This window comes from Candidatus Polarisedimenticolia bacterium (genome assembly GCA_036004685.1).
In the GTDB taxonomy this organism is placed as follows: Bacteria; Acidobacteriota; Polarisedimenticolia; order Gp22-AA2; family AA152; genus DASYRE01.
Genome location: DASYRE010000013.1, coordinates 1 through 19,501, shown reverse-complemented (window position 1 = coordinate 19,501; position 19,501 = coordinate 1). Strand labels below are relative to the sequence as shown.

Genomic DNA, 19,501 nt, shown 5'->3' with positions numbered 1-19,501 from the left:
GGATCGAATGGACTTGCAAGCGCAGGGATGGTGAAGTATTAGAGTAAGTAATGTGGGCTTTTCAATCTTGGGAAGAGTGAGGAAAAAGTGCGGCGGTTCGTCCTACTGTTCGCCTCATATCTCCTGGTGGGGAATCTGCTTCTTCTCCTTCCTCCCGTCAAGAATCGGTTCGTCGGGCCTTGGACAATGCTGAACGCCCGGTGGGCTGTTGCCATGGCGGGTTGGGGCGGAGAAGAGTTTCAGGCCGTGGGATCCTTCGTCGATGTCGGGACAGGAGGCCTATCCGTGAAGCCCGGGTGCAATGGGGTCCATGCTCTGATACTCTGCATAGTGGCCATTCTCGCCTTTCCGGCATCTTGGGGGCGGCGCCTGATGGGGGTTGGATTGTCAACCGCAGGGGTCTTCGGCCTCAACCTGATTCGGCTCGTCAATCTCTTCTACGTCGCCCGATACTTTCCAGAACGGCTGGAATTCTTCCATGTCTACGTATGGCAGACACTCATCGCTCTTCTTGCGTTCGGCATTTTTCTGGGGTGGGGGAGGTTTCTTGCCACCAGCCCTTCAAACGCCCCGGCCGCCCAAGGGGCCTAGGTCGCTCCCCTTTCCTTCCGCTCTCACCAACCTCGGCGGTTTCCCATGGAAGTGAAAGAAGTGAAACAAGAGGCTGCACCGAAAAGGATGCGCCTCCACGCTCCGGATTCTGGTAGGATTCCACCGCCGACATGCCTCGGTGAGCCAAGGAGCGTGCCGGAGTCCCGGCCGACAGAACAGGGAGCGTGATGCCCCCCCGCAGCTTCGTCCACCTCCACAATCATTCCCAGTTCTCCCTGCTCGACGGGGCCCAGAAGATCGAGGAGATGGTCGATCAGGCGGTCGCCTTCAAGATGCCCGCGGTGGCGATCACCGATCACGGCAATCTCTTCGGGGCGATTCGCTTCGTGGAGAAATGCAAGGAGAAGGGAATCAAGCCGATTCTGGGGTGCGAAGCCTACATCGCTCCGGGCAGCCGTCTGGATCGGACCTCGTCGCGGGAAGGTGAGAAGCCCTACCACCACCTCATCCTCCTGGTCGAGAACCGGAAGGGCTACGCCAACCTGTTGAAGCTGGTGACGAAGGCTTACCTCGACGGTTTCTACTACAAGCCACGGATCGACAAGGAGCTTCTGGCCGAGCACGCCGAAGGGCTCATCGGCACGTCGGCCTGTCTCGGCGGCGAGGTGGCGAGCCGGCTCCTGCGGGACGACGCAGCGGGCGCGGAGAAAGCGGCCGCCGCCTACCGGGACATCTTCGGTGCGGGGAACTTCTTCCTGGAGGTGCAGGACCAGGGGATCCCGGAGGAAAAGAAGGTCAATGACGGACTCGCCGAAATCGCCCGGCGGTTGGAGATTCCGCGAGTCGGCACCAACGACTGCCACTTCCTGCGCCGCGACGATCATTTCTCCCACCAGGTTCTCGTCTGCATCCAGACCGGCAAGACGGTGAACGACCCCGAGCGCCTGAAATACACGCAGGAGCATTACTTCAAGTCGCCCGAGGAGATGCTGGCGGTGTTCGGCGATCTCCCCGAGGCGGTGGAGAACACGCTGCGGATCGCCGAGCGCTGCGACTTCGACCTGGGCCTCTCGGAGAATCACCTGCCGCGGTTCGCCGTGCCGGAAGGGGAGACGGTCGAAGGGTATTTCGAAAAAGTGGTGCGCCAGGGGTTCGAGCGCCGCGGGGTTCAATGGGAGGCGCTGCTCTCCCGGGACGCCCTGCGCCATCCGCTCGACGCCTACCGGCAGCGCCTGGAATCGGAAATCGGCATGGTCAAGAGCATGGGCTTCCCCGGCTACTTCCTGATCGTCTGGGATTTCATCCGATACGCGCGGGAGCGCGGTATCGCGGTCGGCCCGGGCAGGGGATCCGCCGCGGGATCGCTGGTCGCCTACTGCCTCGGAATCACCGACATCGATCCGCTCCAGTACGGACTCCTCTTCGAGCGCTTCCTGAATCCGGAGCGCGTCTCCTTGCCCGACATCGACATCGACTTCTGCATGCGCCGACGCGGCGAGGTGATCGATTACGTGCGCAACAAGTACGGCCAGGAGAACGTGGCGCAGATCATCACGTTCGGGACGATGGCGGCGCGGGCGGTCATCCGGGACGCCGGCCGCGGGCTGGACATCCCTTACGGCGACGTCGATCGGATCGCCAAGCTGGTCCCGCCCGAGCTTGACGCCACGGTGGACAAGGCGCTCGCCAGCGTCCCCCAGCTCAAGTCGGCCTACGAGACCGACGAGAAGATCCGGCGCCTGTTGGACGTGGCGCGCCGCCTCGAGGGTCTGGCCCGACACGCCTCGACCCACGCCGCGGGCGTGGTCATCTCGCCCTCCCCGATCGTGGAGTTCGCGCCGCTGTGCGCCACGAAGGACAATGAGATCATCACGCAATACGCCAAGGACGAGATCGAGAAGATCGGCCTGCTGAAGATGGACTTCCTGGGGCTGAAGACGCTGACCCTCCTGGAGGACTGCGTGGCGCGGGTCCAAAACGGGCCGGGAGTCACCCTCACCCTGGAAGCGCTGCCGCTGTCGGATCGGGAGACCTACGCCCTCTTCTGCCGGGCCCAGACGAGCGGGGTCTTCCAGTTCGAGAGCAGCGGCATGCAGGACATCCTCCGCAAGCTCCAGCCGGATCGCTTCGAGGACCTGATCGCGCTCAACGCGCTGTACCGTCCGGGGCCGATCAAGAGCGGGATGATCGAGGAGTACATCCGGGGCCGCCACGGGAAGGCGAACGTCCAGGCGATGCCGCGGCTGCGGGAGATCCTGGACGAGACCTACGGCGTGATCGTCTACCAGGAGCAGGTGATGCGCATCGCCTCCGTGCTCGGGGGCTTCACGCTCGGCCAGGCCGACCTGCTCCGGCGCGCCATGGGGAAGAAGAAGCAGAAGGAGATGGACGCCATGCGCCCCTTGTTCCTGAAGGGGGCCCGGGAGCGCGGGATCCCCGAGAAGGAGGCGCAGAAGATCTTCGAGCTGATGGCCCAGTTCGCCGGCTACGGCTTCAACAAGTCCCATTCCGCGGCCTACGCCCTCATCGCCTATCAGACGGCCTATCTCAAGGCCCACTTCCCCGTGCAGTTCATGGCGGCCCTTCTGACGGTGGAGAAGGAGGTCACCGACAACGTCGTGAAGTACATCGCCCAGTGCCGCGAGATGGGCATCGCGGTGCACCCCCCCGACATCAACCGCTCCGGCCTCGACTTCACCGTGGAGGAGAGCGCGCTGCGCTTCGGGCTGGGCGCCATCAAGAACGTCGGGGACGGGACGATCGAGGCGATCCTTCAGGCGCGGGACCGCGTCGGTTCCTTCGCGTCGCTCGCGGGGCTTTGCCGCGAGGTCGACAGCCGGTCGATGAACCGGAAGGCCCTCGAGTCGTTGATCAAGAGCGGGGCGCTCGACGGCTTCGGCGCCGCTCGCCAGCAGCTGATGAGGTCCCTGGATGCCTGCGTGGCCAGCGCCCACAAAGAGGTGAGGGATCAGCAGGCGGGCCAAGCCAGCCTGTTTGGCGGGGAAGCGCCCGCCGGCGAGACGGTTCCCTCGTTCGCGCCTCAGGGGGACGACTGGTCGCCCCGCGAGCTGCTCTCCTTCGAGAAGGAGACGCTGGGGTTCTATCTCAGCGGCCATCCCTTGCTCGAGCACGGCGCGACCCTGGAGGCCCTGCGCGGCGTCACCACCCGCAGCCTGGCGCCCGAGGCCTCGGGCCGCACGGTCCGGATGGGAGGCCTCATCACCTCCCTGAAGAAGCGGAAGACGAAACGCGGCGACTGGATGGCCGTTTTCGACCTGGAGGATTTGGAGGGAAGCATCGAGGCAATCGTCTTCCCGGAGCTCTACAAGACCTGCCAGAATCGCCTCGAGAACGACGTCGCCGTTCTGGTGAAAGGAAAAGCGGAGATGGAGGAAGGACGATGGCGGCTCGTCGCGGAGGAGATCTCCGCCCTGGCGGGAGCGGCCGAGCGGCAGGCCAGCCGGGTCGTCCTCCGGGTGAACGCCTCCGGGCTTCAGACGGAGCGGGTCCTCCAGATCCATCGACTGCTGCAGGACCATCCGGGCGAATGCCCCGTCGAGATCCTCCTCACCCAGCCCGGGGATTACCGGCTCACGCTCCTTCCGGATCCGCGTCTCCGCGTCGGCCCCAACCCCTCGCTGACGGCCGCCCTGGAGCAGGTCCTGGGGAAGGGCGCGGTGGTCTTCCGTTGACAGCCCCCGGCGTCAATCCGTAGAATAAGGAATTACGCCGAAACCCAAGCTGTGCGCGGGAGCCCCGGCCGGTTCGCGCCGGGTGAACGGCCCGCTCAGGCATGACGACACATAAGGAGCCCGAGATGCCGGATGATGGAAGGTACCTTTTTACTTCCGAGTCGGTGACCGAAGGACATCCCGACAAGATCGCCGACCAGATCTCCGACGCGATCCTCGACGCCGTCCTGGACAAGGACCCGATGGGCCGCGTCGCCTGCGAGACGCTGGTGACGACGGGACTGGCCTTCGTGGCGGGCGAAATATCGACCAGCACGTACGTCGACATCCCGAAGATCGTCCGCTCCACGATCCAGGACGTGGGCTACACGCGGGCGAAATACGGCTTCGATCATCAGACCTGCGCCGTCATGACCGCTCTCGACGAGCAGTCCCCCGACATCGCCATGGGGGTCGATCACGGCGGGGCGGGGGACCAGGGCATGATGTTCGGCTATGCCTGCCGGGACACCCCCGAGCTGATGCCGATGCCGATCATGCTGGCCCATGGTCTGGTGCGGGCTCTCAGCCGGGCGCGCCGCGACGAGTCGCTGCCTTACCTGCGGCCCGACGGCAAATCGCAGGTCACGGTGGAATACGAGGGAATGCGGCCCCTGCGCATCGACACCGTGGTGGTTTCGTGCCAGCACGACGCCGCCATCAAGATGGAAACGCTGCGCGAGGAGGTCAAGCGCGAGATCATCCTGAAGAACCTCCCGGCCGATTTTCTCGACTCGCGGACGCAGTACCACATCAATCCCACGGGCCGGTTCGCGGTCGGCGGTCCCCAGGGCGACACCGGGGTCACCGGCCGCAAGATCATCGTCGACACCTACGGCGGATGGGGACATCACGGCGGCGGCGCGTTCTCGGGGAAAGACCCCACCAAGGTGGACCGTTCCGCCTCGTACATGGCACGGTACATCGCCAAGAACCTCGTGGCCGCCGGGATCGCCGACCGCGCCGAAGTGCAAATCGCCTACGCCATCGGCGTCGCCGATCCCGTGTCGCTCACGGTCGAGACTTTCGGCACCGGCAAGATCCCGCAGAACAAAATCCGGGAGGCCGTCCGGGGGCATTTCCGCCTCAAGCCCAAGGAGATCATCGAAGACCTCGATCTGCGCCGGCCCATCTATCGCGCTACCGCGAGCTTCGGTCACTTCGGCCGGAGCGAGCCCTCGTTCACCTGGGAGAGAACCGACAAAGCCGCGGCGCTTCGGCAGGCCGCAGGACTTAAGTAAAGCTTTAGACAAGGAGCGCAATTGACTATCGCTGCGAATGATTTCGACGTCAAGGATAAGACTCTGGCGGATCGAGGCCAGGATCGGATCGATTGGGCGGAGCAGAACATGCCGGTGCTTCGGTCGATCCGCCGGCGCTTCGAGAGCGAGAAGCCTCTCAAGGGAATTTCGATCGGCGCCTGCCTCCACGTCACGACCGAAACGGGTTTGCTGGCCCGGACCCTCGCGGCGGGAGGGGCGGACGTCTCGCTTTGCGCCTCGAACCCGCTGTCGACCCAAGACGACGTCGCCGCCTGCCTGGCAATTCGCCACGGGATCGCCACCTTCGCGATCAAGGGGGAAGACAACGAGACCTATTACCGGCACATCGGCTCGGTGCTGGACCGGAAGCCGCGGATCACGATGGACGACGGCGCCGATCTCGTTTCCATGATCCACTCGAAGAAGCGGGATCTGATCGCCGGGATCCTGGGTGGCACGGAGGAGACGACGACGGGAGTGATTCGCCTGGAGAGTCTGGCGGCGGAGGGAACCCTGGCCTACCCGATCATCGCCGTCAACGACGCCGACACCAAGCATCTTTTCGACAACCGGTACGGAACGGGACAGAGCACGCTCGACGGGATCATCCGAGCCACCAACCTCCTGGTGGCTGGACTTCGCTTCGTCATTTGCGGATATGGATGGTGCGGCCGCGGAGTGGCGATGCGGGCGCGCGGCATGGGCGCGAACGTCGTGATCACAGAGGTGGAGCCGGTGAAGGCGTTGGAGGCGGTCATGGACGGATTCACCGTCGAGCCCATGGACCGGGCGGTGGAGACCGCGGACGTCGTCGTCACGCTCACCGGGAACAAGCACGTCCTGCGCAAGGAGCACTTTGCCCGGATGAAGGACGGAGCGATCCTGGCCAATTCCGGCCACTTCAACGTCGAGATCGACATCCCCTCCTTGCAGGCGCTCGCGACCGGACCGCCCCGCAAGTTGAGAGACTACGTTGAGACGTTCACGCTTGGCGACGGGAAGAGGATCCACCTCCTCGGAGAGGGGAGGTTGATCAACCTTGCCGCCGCGGAGGGCCATCCGGCGATGGTCATGGACATGAGCTTCGCCAATCAGGCGCTCTCCGCCGAATTCCTCGTCCGCAAGGGGGGGGATCTGGCGCGCGGCGTCCATCCCGTGCCCAAGGAGATCGATCGCGAGATCGCCCGGCTGAAGCTCGAGAGCATGGGGGTCTCGATCGATCATCTCACCGAAGAGCAGACCCGTTACCTGAGCAGCTGGTCCGAGGGAACCTGAGGGGCGCTTCTTGCCCGTTCGTCTCTCGCTTCCACGGCGCCCTCTATGGGGCGCGCTCCTGCTCGGCGCGTCGCTCTACCTGGTCCTCTCCCTGCGGGTGATCGAGGCAGGGAAAGGCGCCGTCGTTCTCGACTCCCGCTGGCTCCCCGTGAGCCCTCGCCGCCTGGCCCCGGGATGGCGATTCGTCCCCGCGGGGCTCTTCCGGCTTTCCGATTATCCCGCGACGCCCAGCCGCTTTCCGTTCCACCTGCCGCTTCCGAACCACGAGAGGCTGGTGAGCTCGGAGGGGGTCGGCGTCGAAGTGGAAGGCAGCCTCACCTACCGGGCGCCCTCCGAATCGGTCCTGCGCCTCCACGCGCGCGCCATGGGCGATCCCGATCGCTTCCTGGTCGCCCCCCTTTTGACTCGGGCGGCCGGCGAGACGTTGCGCCGGATGAGCTTTTCCAGGGTTTCGGGTGCCCACCGCTTCGAGCTCGAGTCGACCCTGGAACGGGTCATCGGACCGAAGCTGCGCGAAAGCGGCCTCGACCTGGTCAATCTAAGAGTCGACGCGGTGCGGATGGCGGGGGGCAGCCTGGGGGGGGTGTCGCTCGCCCCGATCCCCGGGACGCGCGCGCTGGTGATCGGACTGGACGGCGCCGATTGGAAGGTGATCGATCCGCTCCTCGCCCAGGGAAAGCTCCCGAACCTGGCGCACCTGATCGACTCCGGCGTCCGCGCGCGCCTGCGGACGATCGATCCCATTCTCTCGCCGGTGGTCTGGACGACCGCTGCGACCGGTTTCCTTCCACCCGAGCACGGCATCCTCGACTTTCTCGCCACCGACACCCGGACGGGCCAGAAGGTGCCGGTGACCAGCCGCCAGCGGAAGGTCAAAGCGATCTGGAACCTGCTGGCCGAGGCGGGGGTCCCCGTGGGGATTATCGGTTACTGGGCGACCTGGCCGGCGGAGCCGGTGGACGGCTACATCGTGACGGACCGCGTGGCTTATCAGCTCATGGGGCAGAGCCGCGCTTCCGACGACGATCCGCGGGGCAAAACGTTTCCTCCCGACCTCTACCGCCGTATCCGGCCCCTGGTGATCCCGCCGGAGACGATCGGCGACTCCGATCTCGCGCCGTTCATTCGAACCCCGGAAAAGAAGGGAGGCTGGTCGGCGCGCTCCGAGAATCGGGTGGACGATTTCCGCACCGTTCTCGCCAGCTCGAGAACCTATGAGGGCATCGCTCTCGCTCTCGCCTCGGGAGGATTTCAGCCCCTGGAGATCATCTATTTCGAGGGGATCGATACGACCTCCCACCTTTTCATGCCGTTCCGGCCGCCACGGCGGCCAACCGTGCCGGAGGCGGACTTCGTCCGATTCTCAAAGGCTGTGGACGCCTTCTACGTCCATCAGGACGAAGTGATCGGCCGGTTGCTGGAAGCCGCCCGTCCGGACACGAACATCCTCGTCCTTTCGGATCACGGTTTTCGCTCAGACGCCGATCGTCCGGCGCGGGAATCGAGGATCGGCTACGCCACGGCGGCGCTTTGGCACCGGCGCTACGGGATCCTGATCGCGACCGGGCCCGCCTTCAAGCAGGGGACCACCATCTCCGAAGTCTCCGTGGTCGACGTCGCGCCGACCGTTCTGGCCTTGTTCGGATTACCGGTAGGGGAGGACATGCAAGGGCGGCCGGCGGTCGATCTGCTGCGTCCGGAGTTCCTCGCGGAACACCCGATCCGGTTCCGGCCTTCCTGGGAGACGGGACGGGCGGCCCCCGTGGCGGAGACGTCCGATCCGGCGGGCGACCAGGCCCTGAAGGAGAAGCTCCTCTCGCTCGGTTACCTCAGCCAGGAGGGAACGTTGTCCCGGAATAATCTCGGGAATTCGCTTCTCGCCCGAGGCGACGTGCAGGGGGCGATTCGGGAGTTTCGCCGCGCCGCGGAAGAGGCTCCCGGGTTCGCGCTGCCACGGATCAATCTGGCTCGCGCCCATGTCGTCCAGGGCGATCTGAAGACGGCGCGCGGCCTGCTCGAAGAAGCGCTGCGGAGCACGGACGAGTTTCCGGAAGCGGAGGTCCTGCTGGCGAACATCGAGCGCGAGGAAGGTGATCCGAGGGGGGCGGAGCGCAGGCTGAGACGCCTGCTCGAGCGCGAGCCCTCCGCGCTGGTCCATCGAAGCCTCGGGCTCCTCGCCTACGAGCAGGGAAAGCGGGCCGAGGCGGCCGAAGAATATCGCAAGGCGATTGCCATCGAACCGGACGATCCGGAGGGCTACAATAATCTCGGAGTTCTCTTGAAGGAGGACGGGAAGCCCGAAGAAGCGGCGGCGCAGTTCCGGAAGGCGCTCGAAGTCGACCCCAACTTCGCGGGCTCCTACAACAACCTGGCGCTCTTGGCGATGGATCGCGAGGATTGGGAAACGGCCGGAGAGATGCTCCGGCAAGCCCTCGCGAGATTGCCGGATGATCCGATGATCCACAACAACCAAGGAAACTACCTGTTCCGCCGGGAGCGTTGGGCCGAGGCGGAGTCGGAGTTTCGCAAGGCGCTGGCGCTGCGCAGCGATTACGCGGAGCCTCACAACGGGATCGCCTCGGTTCTGGCTCGAAAGGGTGACTGGGAGGGGGAGATCCGCGAGTATCGGAAAGCGCTGCAGATCCAGCCGCGATACGCCGACGCGCGAGTCAATCTGGCGCGCCGGCTGATCGCGCTGGGACGCGGCCGGGAAGCGGAGCAGGTATGCCAGGAAGGGGTCCGCCTTTCCGGGGACAGGTTGGAGCTTTGGAACCTCCTGGGGGAGTCTGCTCTCCTGGCGGGGGATCGAAAAGGAGCGGAGGAGGCCTACCAGAGCTCGCTCGAACGCGATCCACGACAGTCCGAGGCTCGCCGGCGTCTCGATGATCTTCGCCGGGGCTCCCCATGAAGCGCCGGCTCCTTCTCGCGGCGATTTTCGCGGGTCTTCTCGCCCCCCTTCCCGGCGCCCTGTTCGGAGCCGAAGTGGCGGGGCTGGCGAAAGGGGAGGCCCCGCCCAGTCTTTATGAGCTCACGGCCCGTTCCGATCTGGTGGTTCTCGCCCGCGTCATCTCGGGATCGCTGAAGCTGGCCCAGGTTCAGGTCCGGGAGGTTTTCCGAGGCTCCGTCATCCCCGGCGCGCGGCTCCAGATCGCCTTCCGTGATTTCAACATGAGCCTTGGGAAGGAGAATCGGATCGTCTTCGACGACGGAGAAAGCGAGCTCCTGTTCCTGATTCCCGAAGTCGACGCTGAAGGAAAACGCAAAGGGGAGGACCGCTACACTCTTTTCCGCGGGCGCTTCGGACGCTTCCAGCTCCCTCGGGAAGGGGGAGACGTCTATCGCGACGCCGTGCGCGAGTTCGCCGATCTGGCGGCGCTGAAGGATCACCGGGAGCTCTTCAAGCGGCTCAGGGCCCTCTTGGTGAATCCGAACCCCGTCCTGGTCGATGCGGGACTCCAGGAAGTGCTCAAGCTCGACCTGGTGGATCGCGACATGGTCCAGCAGATTCTGCGGTTCTCGCGGGATCCAGCCCCCGGACGGCGAATCGCCGCCATGAGGCTCGCGACCCGCCTCTTCACGGGTATTCGGAACAAGGCCGAGGAGTCGGAGTTACAGGACGCGCTGTTGCCGCCCCTGGCGGTGCTGGCGCGCAACGACCCCGATGAGCAGGTGAGAGTGGAGTCGGTTTTGGCGCTGGGAGCCTGGGGCGGCGAGGCCGTCCGGGAGACCCTGCGGGAGATCGCGGATCAGGATCCGGCCCAGACGGTTCGCTACCAGGCGCGGGTCATCCTCTTGAAGGCCGGCGGCGGAACACGACCGTCGCCTAAGCCCGGCGGCCACCCCGAACGTTAGCCTAGGTCCGGACCAGGGAAAGCATCATGTAGGTGCCGGCCCCGGCGAACAGGATGTTGGGGGCCCATGCCGCCAGAAAGGGGGGAAGAAAACCGATTTCCCCGAGGGCGCTCATGACGGCAAAAGTCGCGTAGTACACGACCACGAGACCGATGCTCAGACCGATGCCGTAGAGCGACCCTTTCTTGCCGGTCCGGAAAGCGAATGGCAGCCCGAGGATCACCATCACCAGCGAAACGAAGGGGATGGCTATCTTCTCGTAAAGATCGACGAGAAGCTCCTGCACCGAATACCCACGCCGCTTCAGATCCTTGATGAATTTCCTGAGCTGCCAGTAATTCATCTGATCGGGTGTCTTGACCTCTTCGAGGAATTGCGAAGGCGCCTCCCGCAGCATCACTTTTTTCTCGACGAAAGGCTCGAACGAGACGACCGCCCCGCCGCCATCGAACTTCCGCTCCCATCCGTCCCGAAGCGCCCAGGCTCCCTCGGCCCAGACCGCCTCGCGCGCGTAGATCCTGTCGCGGATCGCGAAACTCTCTGGATCGAGCCGGTAGATGCTGAATCCCTGGAAGACCCCCGACCCGGACAGGGACAGAAAACGGGCGGCCGGAGTGATGTAGGTCCGGTAGTTGTAGAAGCGGCCGTCCTTGCCGAGGACCCATCGCCGCTGCGGCTGCGTGGTGCTCCTCGCGGAGTGCCCGCGAATTTCGTCGCGGATCTGGCTGGCGCGCTGGTTCGAGAACGGCATCACGTAGCCCTCGATCCCGAAGGAGAACACCGACAGGAGAACCGTCGTTCCGACGACGGGGAGCGAGACACGGTAGAGGCTCAAGCCTCCCGCCTTCATGGCGGTGATCTCGTTGAACCGCGCCAGGAGGCCGAAAGCAAGGAGCGTGGAGACGAGACAGGCGACCGGAAGGATCTGATTGATCACCCAGGGAGTCCTGAACTTGAAAAAGCGCAGGATGAGCTGCCCAGGCACTTGATGCTGAATCACGTCATCGATCATCTCCCGGAAATCGACCACGAGAAAGATAATGTAGATGGAGAGGCCTGAGATCAGCAGCAGCTTTAAATAGCTCCTTAAGATGTAGCGGTCAATCAGGGTGGAGAAGAGCGCCCCCCCGACGTAGCGGTCGCGGGCGCGAACCGTTTCGGGGGCGGCCGCCGGCGCCTTTCTCAGCAGGCGGCTGCGCGCCCGATCCTCCCGGCGCGCCCGGCGCCGCTCCCGCGCCGTCTGGATCCTTCGCGAGAGAAACCCCCACCATGTCCTCCTGCCTTCCCCGAGCTCCTTGCGCTCGCGCCGCCAGATCAAGGCGATCCCCGCGAGGCTGAAGAGGACGTTGCCGGCCCAAAGGGCCGCGACGGGGGGGATCCTGGCCTCGGTCGCCAGGTTCTCGCCCGTCGTCAGGATCAGCCAGTAAAGCAGGACGACCGCCAGGCTCAAGACGATTCCGGAGGACCTCCCGCCGCGGCGGTTGTAGATTCCGAGCGGAAACCCAATCAGGGTGAAGACGATGCAGGCGGCGGGCAGCGCGAAGCGCTCGTGGTAGATGACGTCGATGGAACTGCGAATCTTCGCCCGGGTCGGCACGTGCTGGATCTCCTCGGCCTTCTGCCAGGTCGCGGAGAGCTCGGGAAGGGTCTGCTCCCGGTAGTTCTTCTGTTGCGGTTCCTTGAGTAGGCGAAGGCGCAGCTTGAAGCCTGCGTCGGCCTCCCGCAGAACCATCTGACGGTCCGCCCCATAGACCTGGTAATCGAGCGGGTCGGTCGGGTCGGAGCGGTGGGTGAGCCCTCCTTCCATGAGAAGCCGCAGGTTGCCGGTCGAGGAGTCGTAATCCAGGCGTCCCCGGCGAGCCGTCGTGATCAGGTCGCGCCCTTGAGGGTCGGTCTGGTAAAGGAGGACGTGCTCAAGACTGCTGCCTCCCTGATAGACGTTGTCCGCGTAAAGGAGCATTCCCGGAAGGTCTTCGAGGAAGACGTGGGGCTTCAGCTCCTTGCGAAGGTCCGAACGGAGCATCAGGCGCGCCGCCATCCGGTGCCTGACGAAGTTGGCCCTCGGCTCGACCCACAGAACCAGCGCGCTGCACACGAGCCAGCCTAGGAAGCCGAGCGCCAAGACCGGGGCGATGATCCGCCGGTATCCGATTCCGCAGGCTCTGAGGGCGACAATCTCGCTGTCGGCAGAAAGGCGCCCGATGCCAATCAAGGTTCCAAGGAGGACCGACATCGGGATCGTCAGGGCGAGGAATTGAGGCAGCGATAGAGCGAGTATCTTGAGAACGGCGCTGATCGGCAGGTTCTTCCGGATGGCCATCTCGGCGACGTTGAAAATGGCGTTCATCAGCAGGACGAAGGTGTAGATGGCCAGCCCCAGCAGTGAGGGGCCGAAGACGGCGCGGAATACATATTTGAAGATGCGGGACAAGAAAGGGAGCTCCTTCAGAAGTCCCCGTCATGTTAGGAGGCGGCGCCGGACAAGTCAAGATAAGGCCGTGGCATGGAACCACTTGGAATCACGCATGAAATGGTGCTCGCACGGGTGAAGGACGAGGGATTCGCCGGAGGGCCGTCAGCGACCTTCCCGTGGCCTATTAGTTTACATAAGATTTCTTATCGGACATTCGCCCGAGGACCTGCCGTGAGGCCCTTGTCCGGTCCGACTTCCGACCGTTTCCGGCATTCCAGGGATCTGCCAGGCTTTGCCTGCTGGATCGTTTGGCCTTTTAACGCCTGCTTATCTTCGTCAGCGATCGGTGCGGTGTCCTGCCATGGGGCCGTCTTGGTCTTGGCGTCTATTTCTTTGCCGGGTCAGCCAGCTGCACCGATGACTGAGTCCACCGGGGCCTCTGGACGCAGTGTGCACTTCCGCGATGCCTTTGGGAGATGCCCTGCTCTTGCTTGGCGTTAATCTGGCATCAGGCCGACCTTCGCCGGCCCTATCTTTGATGGAGGTCCTCGATGGCCGGCGACCGGGCGATCGATCGGGTCCAATTGATAAAGATAAGTCCGTGGGTCCTGTCTGGTGGGAATTATGCCTGAGTCAGGCTAAACGTCTCGGGTCGAGCTGGCCCCGGCTAATCGAGAGGTCAAGCCTGGCTCTTTTGGAATCCTTTCTAGCGCGCATCGCGGCCACGGCTCAGCCGCGCAGCTTTTTGTGATTGGACGATGGCTCGACGTTCGGACGGGCTGGACCCGGGCTTGGCAGGCTCCCGAGGCCGGGAATTCTATCTGCGACTATGCTCGCGGAATTCTGTGCGAGTCGCTGCAATGGCACTCCCCGCGGATGATCCGTGGGATTGTCGGCGGGCCGACATTGCTCTAGAGGATAGGCTGGCCATCAGGGATCGGGCTGGGCTGGCGAGGATCCTGGCGATGGTTGGAGTGATTGGGTCGGTTCCAATCTGTTATGTCCATGCGTAGGGCCAGGCTCGGTTCTGAGGTCAGCGCAAAGCGATCACTCGCTCTGGCTTTCCAGTGTCTGGAGGAGCTCGCGGAGGGTGTGGATGATTTCGGTGCGTGACACTTCGGCCTTGCTGAATCTTAGGCTGAAGGCGAAGCGACGATCGTCGGCGCGGTATTTGAAAACGAAATGCTTGGGCCGTCCTGGGCGGGCATCGTCTGATACGGGCCTGCGGAGCTTTCGGACGTCGTCGCGGGTGAGATTCTGGGTGCGAATCTGCTCGGCCAGCGTGAGCATCGATTCGATGTCCGGCTGGTGAGCGATCGCCAAGAGGTGCGAGCGGGAGTTGATTCCGTACCGCTGGCAGTACTCGATCACCTCCTCCTGGATCTGCGCCAGCCCCAGGATCTCGGTGATCGCCGAGCGGGACTTGCCGAGCTTTCGAGCGACCTCCTCGTGCGTGTAGAGGAACTTGTCGCAAAGCTGCTTGATTCCGTGGGCCTCTTCAATCGGGCTGAGGTCTCTCCGCTGGAGATTCTCGATGAGCGAAATCTCCAGAGTTCCCTTGTCGTCGACGTCGATCTCGATGGAAGGGATCTGGGTGAGACCCGCCTCGCGGGCCGCCCGGTAGCGCCTCTCGCCGGCGATGATTCGAAAACGAACCCCTTCCCTGCGGACGAGGATCGGCTCGAGAACCCCTTTCTCTTTGATGGAGGCGACCAGCTCCGAGAGGTTTCCCATTTGCCGTCGAGGCTGCTCGGGAACGGTGTCGATCTGCTCCATCGCGATCATCCTGCCCACGGGAGTCAGGGTTCCGCGCGTGAGGCTGTCGACGAAATGATGATCGTGACGCATGCGCTTTTGCTCGGGAAGTCCTCTCATTTTGGATGTGCTAGACACGGCCAATCACCTCTTCGGAGAGTCGATAGTATTCGAGAGCGCCGCTGGAGTTGGGAGAGTAGGAGAAAATCGACTCCTTGTAGGCCGGACTCTCCTCCAGGCGGACGCTGCGGCTGATGATGGTCTTGAAGACCTTCGCTCCAAAAACCTCCTTGATGTGATTCTTGATGTCCCGTCCCAGGACGGTTCTCTTGTCGTGAAGGGTGATCACGACGCCAAGGAACTCAAGGTGCGGATTGGGCCGGGCCTTGATTTTTTCGACAGTCTCGAGAAGGTCGTCGGTCCCTTCGAGAGCGAAGTAGGAGGACTGAATCGGCACGAGGAGATGGCTGGCGGCGACCAGGGCGTTCACCGTCAGGAGGCCGAGCGTCGGCGGTGTATCGATGACGATGTACTGGTACTGCTTCTCCAGAGACTTGAGCCGATCCTTGAGGCGGAAATGCCCGTCGAGCTCGCCCACCATCTTGCTTTCGAATTTCGCCAGGGTGATGCGAGCCGGAATGATGTCCAGGGAGGGACTGCTGGTATGGTGAATGGCGTCCTTGATCGATAGCTCGGGTTCGGTCAAGGCCTCGTATACGGTGGTCCCCAGCTGCTGAGGGTCGACGAAGGACAAGGTGCAGTTGCCCTGGGGGTCAAGGTCCATAAGCAACGTCTTCAGCTTCTTCTGGGCTAGGGCAGCCGCGAGATTGATGGCGGTCGTGGTCTTTCCGACTCCACCCTTCTGGTTGGCAATGGCCAGGATCATCCGGAGTCTTCCCCGGGGTGAAGAACAAGAGGTTGGGTTCTGCAGTTATGACGGAGCGAAGGGCGCCAGGCAACAAATATTGCTATAAGTCTTTTGTTTTCAGTAAGTTGAGAATGTATTGACCGACCCTACATCTCGTACTTTCCAAGCTCTTCGGGATCGAGGTTCTCGAGCCATTTCCGGATGCGCTCCGACTCCCCCGCGTCTTTCGTGAGATCGGCGTTCTTCGCCTTGTCGATCACGTCGCTCTCGACGAAAATCGGCGACTCGGTCCGCAGCGCGAGCGCGATTGCGTCGGAAGGACGGGAATCGACGGGAAGGACGCGCTCCCCCTGCTTCAGATAGACGAGCGCGAAAAAAGTGTTCTCCTTCAGCTCGGTGATCACCACTTTCTCCACCGAAGCGTGAATCCCGGAGAGGATGTTCTTCAGCAAATCATGGGTCATAGGGCGCGGAGTCACGATTTTCTCGATCTGGAGTGCGATGGCGTTTGCCTCGAAGATCCCGACCCAGATCGGAAGCACCGCGTTGGTCTTCGGATCGCGGAGGATGATGATCGGCATATTGCTGATCGGATCGATCATCAGGCCCTTGATTTTCATCTCGATTTCCATCGCGTCCTCCGCGGCGGCATGCGCCTCACTTATATACCGCGATCCGGGCCAAGTCAAGGCCTGCGGGCTCGGCCAGGGCCCCCTCGAGGGAGTTCGGATTCGCTGAAACGACCGTCACGCGCGCGAAACGGCCCACCATCTCCTCGGGGCCCTCGAAGTTGACGACGCGATTCGTGCGCGTCCGTCCTTTCAGCCGTCCGTTTCCCAGGCGCGCGGCCCCGTCGATCAGGACCTCGACCTCGGTTCCTACGAGGCGCCCGTTGCGGCGGGCCTGAATCTCCAGTTGCATCGCCTGGAGCTCGGCGAGGCGGCGTTTCTTCTCCTCGAGCGGGAGCGTATCGGCCGTTTCCGCCGCCGCCGTGCCGGGCCGCGGCGAGTAGAGGAAGGAATACACCTGGTCGAACTCCACCTCTCGCAAGAGGGCAAGGGTCTCCCGAAACTCCTCTTCGGTCTCTTCCGGAAATCCCACGATGATGTCCGTGGAGAGGGCGATTCCCGGAACGAGCGCCCGGAGCTTGTCGATCCGCTCGCGGTAGCGGCGCGGTGTGTAGCCGCGCTGCATGCGCTCCAGCACGGCTCCCGAACCCGATTGCACGGGCAGGTGGAGGTGCTCGCAGACGCTCGGACAATCCCGCATCGCCTCGATTATTTCACCGCTCAAGTGCGCCGGGTGGGAAGTCGTGAAGCGCAGCCGCCGGACCCCCTCCAGCCGCTGGAGGTCCCGAAGCAGACGGCCGAGGTGCACGAGCCCGGAACGATAGGCGTTCACGTTCTGGCCCAGGAGCTCGATTTCGACGTAGCCGCTCTCGGCGAGGCGGCGGGCTTCCGCGAGCACCTCACCGGCCTCCTTGCTCACCTCCCGCCCGCGCGTCGTCGGCACGATGCAGTAGGTGCAGGTCTTGTTGCATCCTTCCATCACCGTCAGGTAGGCCCGGGGTCCCGGGGCCCGTCGCGCCCGGTGCCCATCGAACCGGATGCTGTCTTCACGCCTTCCCAGGTCGACGGGACGGCTGCGATCGCGGCGCACCTGCTCCAGCATCGAAGGGAGGGAGTTGATGGCTCTCGGGCCCATCACCAGGTCCGCGAGGCCGGAGCGAAGGAAGATCGACTCCCCTTCCTGCTGGGCGACGCATCCGCAGACTCCGATGATTAGCGAGGGCCGCTCGGCCTTCAGCTCGCGGAAAGAGCCGAGGCGGGAAAACAGCTTCTCCTCGGCTTTCTCCCGTATCGTGCAAGTGTTCAGGAGTATCACGTCGGCCTGATGAGGGCTCGAGGCGGGAAGGTATCCCATCTCCTCGAGAAGGCCGGCGAGCTTCTCCGAGTCGTGGGTGTTCATCTGGCAGCCCCATGTCTCGACGAGATAGCGTCCCGTCGCGGGGCGGGGGGGGCTCATCGCGCCCTTCCGACGGCGCGGGGTGACCGGTCCTTGCGTTCCGAAGCGGGCCGGAATCGGGCGGACAACTTCGAGCGCGTGGTCTCGAGCGATTCGGGGATTACGCGGATTCCTCCCACGACGGTGAGAAAATTGGTGTCGCCTTTCCAGCGAGGCACGACGTGCAGATGGAGGTGGCCCGCGATCCCGGCGCCCGCCGGCTGCCCCAGGTTCATCCCCAGGTTCAGTCCGTTGCATCGATACACCTTCTTCAGGATGGTCTCGCAGCGGGCCGCGAGGACCATCATCTCCCGGAGCTGCGCCGACGTCCCCTCGGCCAGCCCGGCCTGGTGCGCGTAGGGAACGATCATGAGGTGCCCGTTATTGTAGGGGTAGCGGTTCAGAATGATGTAGTGATACCGGCCGCGATGCACGACGAGATGGGAAAGGTCGCGGCGGGACTTCCCGGCCTGGCAGAAGAGGCATCCCTTCATCCTTCGGCCGCCTGAAAGGTAGGCATAGCGCCACGGGGTGAAAAGATTGCGCATGGCGCCGGCGGTCAGGAACCGGTCGGATTGGAATCGTCGGAGTTGATGAGCTCCTTGAGCTCTTTGCCCGGTTTGAAGTAGGGGATCTTCTTTGCCGGCACGTCCACTTTGTCGCCGGTCTTAGGGTTCCGGCCCTGGCGCGACCGCCGTTGCCGGATGCGAAAACTTCCGAAGCCGCGCAGCTCGATCTTTTCGTCCTTGTGCAGCGCTTCGATGATCGAATCGAAGACCGTATCGACGATCACCTCGGAGTGCTTCTTGGTCAGCTCGGAGACGCGCGCGACCTCTTCGACCAGCTCCGCCTTGGTCATGGAACGGGGTACCTCTTCCGAACGCTGATTGTCGCTCACGCTCTACTCCTCCTCGTCCCGTCCGGCGTTGCGCTCCTCGAGGAAGTCGGTCTCACGCATCGCGTCGCCCAGGGTGCTCCCCGAAGCGCGCTGCTGGCCCTCCATGTAGGCCCGGAGCTCCTCCTGCGTCAAATCCTGAAGGACGGCCTTGATGGAGAGTCCGACCTTCTGCTCGGCGGCGTCCATCTTGATGATCTTGGCCTTCACGATGTCGCCCACGGTCAGGACGTCCTTCGGCTGGTCCACGCGGTCCTCCGACATCTCGGAGACGTGGATCAGCCCCTCAATCCCCTCTTCTACTTCGAGGAAGGCGCCGAAGTCCGTCAAGCGCACCACCTTGCCGGGAACGATGTCGCCCACCTGGCGCAACCGGAAGAACTCCTCCCAGATGTTGGGCGAAAGCTGCTTGATGCCGAGGGAGAGTCGCTGGTTCTCCGAATCGATCTTGAGGATGATCGCCTCGACGGTGTCGCCCTTCTTGAGAAGCTCCGAGGGATGCCTCATCCGCTTGGTCCACGAGAGATCGGAGATGTGGACCAGACCGTCGATTCCCTCCTCGACCTCGACGAAGGCCCCGAAGTCGGTCAGGTTGCGCACCTTGCCCGAGATCCGATCCCCCACGTGGTACTTCTCGGCGATGAGGTCCCAGGGATTCGGCTCGGTCTGCCGGAGTCCGAGGGAAAGGCGGCGGCCCTCCTGATCCACGTCCAGGACGACAGCCTCCACCGTGTCCCCGACCGCCAGCACCTTCGAGGGATGCTTGATGCGCTTGGTCCACGACATCTCCGAGACGTGGATGAGGCCTTCGACCCCTTCCTCGAGCTCCAGGAAGGCGCCGTAGTCCGTCAGGCTCACGACCTTGCCGCGAACGCGCGAGCTCTTGGAGTACTT

The 19,501-nt window shown here is 63.8% G+C and carries 14 protein-coding genes; 6 read left to right on the top strand and 8 right to left on the bottom strand.

The features are described 5' to 3' along the window. Positions 1–87: 87 nt before the first annotated feature. The 6 genes from xrtH (at position 88) to VGR67_03385 (ending at position 10,672) form a co-directional block, all read left to right on the top strand. Positions 88–591 carry an exosortase H gene (gene xrtH / locus VGR67_03410; protein ID HEV8335444.1) on the top strand — a complete coding sequence of 168 codons (504 nt, stop codon included), beginning with the start codon at positions 88–90 and terminating at the stop codon, positions 589–591. A 188-nt stretch (positions 592–779) separates the two neighbouring features. Continuing rightward, positions 780–4,244, top strand: coding sequence for a DNA polymerase III subunit alpha (gene dnaE / locus VGR67_03405; GenBank protein HEV8335443.1), 3,465 nt, complete (start codon positions 780–782; stop codon positions 4,242–4,244). 125 nt (positions 4,245–4,369) lie between these two features. Then, positions 4,370–5,524, top strand: coding sequence for a methionine adenosyltransferase (metK, locus tag VGR67_03400; protein HEV8335442.1), 1,155 nt, complete (start codon positions 4,370–4,372; stop codon positions 5,522–5,524). A gap of 27 nt (positions 5,525–5,551) precedes the next feature. Then, complete coding sequence (gene ahcY / locus VGR67_03395; protein ID HEV8335441.1) at positions 5,552–6,820, top strand: adenosylhomocysteinase; 1,269 nt, start codon at positions 5,552–5,554, stop codon at positions 6,818–6,820. Positions 6,821–6,830: 10 nt separating this feature from the next. Beyond that, positions 6,831–9,728, top strand: coding sequence for a tetratricopeptide repeat protein (locus tag VGR67_03390; protein HEV8335440.1), 2,898 nt, complete (start codon positions 6,831–6,833; stop codon positions 9,726–9,728). Then, complete coding sequence (locus tag VGR67_03385; protein HEV8335439.1) at positions 9,725–10,672, top strand: HEAT repeat domain-containing protein; 948 nt, start codon at positions 9,725–9,727, stop codon at positions 10,670–10,672. Before VGR67_03390 ends, VGR67_03385 begins: the two co-directional genes overlap by 4 nt. A gap of 1 nt (position 10,673) precedes the next feature. Here VGR67_03385 and lptG read toward each other — a convergent pair whose 3' ends face one another. The 8 genes from lptG to VGR67_03345 all read right to left on the bottom strand — a co-directional run. Further along, positions 10,674–13,103: an LPS export ABC transporter permease LptG gene (gene lptG, locus VGR67_03380; protein HEV8335438.1), complete on the bottom strand. Its 2,430-nt coding sequence runs from the start codon at positions 13,101–13,103 to the stop codon at positions 10,674–10,676. A gap of 1,029 nt (positions 13,104–14,132) precedes the next feature. Further along, positions 14,133–14,933 carry a ParB/RepB/Spo0J family partition protein gene (locus tag VGR67_03375; GenBank protein ID HEV8335437.1) on the bottom strand — a complete coding sequence of 267 codons (801 nt, stop codon included), beginning with the start codon at positions 14,931–14,933 and terminating at the stop codon, positions 14,133–14,135. A 37-nt stretch (positions 14,934–14,970) separates the two neighbouring features. Next, positions 14,971–15,726, bottom strand: a complete 756-nt coding sequence (locus tag VGR67_03370; protein ID HEV8335436.1) for a ParA family protein — start codon at positions 15,724–15,726, stop codon at positions 14,971–14,973. Between the two features lie 128 nt (positions 15,727–15,854). After that, on the bottom strand, positions 15,855–16,340 hold the full coding sequence (locus VGR67_03365; GenBank protein ID HEV8335435.1) for a bifunctional nuclease family protein: 486 nt from the start codon (positions 16,338–16,340) through the stop codon (positions 15,855–15,857). Positions 16,341–16,365: 25 nt separating this feature from the next. Continuing rightward, positions 16,366–17,733, bottom strand: coding sequence for a tRNA (N6-isopentenyl adenosine(37)-C2)-methylthiotransferase MiaB (gene miaB / locus VGR67_03360; GenBank protein ID HEV8335434.1), 1,368 nt, complete (start codon positions 17,731–17,733; stop codon positions 16,366–16,368). Then, positions 17,730–18,206 (bottom strand): HIT domain-containing protein, encoded by a 477-nt coding sequence (locus VGR67_03355; GenBank protein ID HEV8335433.1) that lies wholly within the window; start codon positions 18,204–18,206, stop codon positions 17,730–17,732. The genes miaB and VGR67_03355 overlap by 4 nt, the downstream gene beginning before the upstream one ends. 65 nt (positions 18,207–18,271) lie before the next feature. After that, entirely contained in the window at positions 18,272–18,571 is a 300-nt protein-coding gene (locus VGR67_03350; protein HEV8335432.1) for an integration host factor subunit beta, read from the bottom strand. Between the two features lie 42 nt (positions 18,572–18,613). Next, positions 18,614–19,501 (bottom strand): S1 RNA-binding domain-containing protein (locus VGR67_03345; protein ID HEV8335431.1); only part of this gene is annotated, 888 nt, incomplete at its 5' end.

Coding starts and splice junctions, on each gene's coding strand:
- metK (HEV8335442.1), top strand. CDS start 4,370: ATGCCGGATGATGGAAGGTACCTTTTTACTTCCGAGTCGGTGACCGAA.
- VGR67_03385 (HEV8335439.1), top strand. CDS start 9,725: ATGAAGCGCCGGCTCCTTCTCGCGGCGATTTTCGCGGGTCTTCTCGCC.
- VGR67_03355 (HEV8335433.1), bottom strand. CDS start 18,206: ATGAAGGGATGCCTCTTCTGCCAGGCCGGGAAGTCCCGCCGCGACCTT.
- VGR67_03370 (HEV8335436.1), bottom strand. CDS start 15,726: ATGATCCTGGCCATTGCCAACCAGAAGGGTGGAGTCGGAAAGACCACG.
- VGR67_03375 (HEV8335437.1), bottom strand. CDS start 14,933: ATGCGTCACGATCATCATTTCGTCGACAGCCTCACGCGCGGAACCCTG.
- dnaE (HEV8335443.1), top strand. CDS start 780: ATGCCCCCCCGCAGCTTCGTCCACCTCCACAATCATTCCCAGTTCTCC.
- VGR67_03365 (HEV8335435.1), bottom strand. CDS start 16,340: ATGGAAATCGAGATGAAAATCAAGGGCCTGATGATCGATCCGATCAGC.
- miaB (HEV8335434.1), bottom strand. CDS start 17,733: ATGAGCCCCCCCCGCCCCGCGACGGGACGCTATCTCGTCGAGACATGG.
- VGR67_03350 (HEV8335432.1), bottom strand. CDS start 18,571: ATGACCAAGGCGGAGCTGGTCGAAGAGGTCGCGCGCGTCTCCGAGCTG.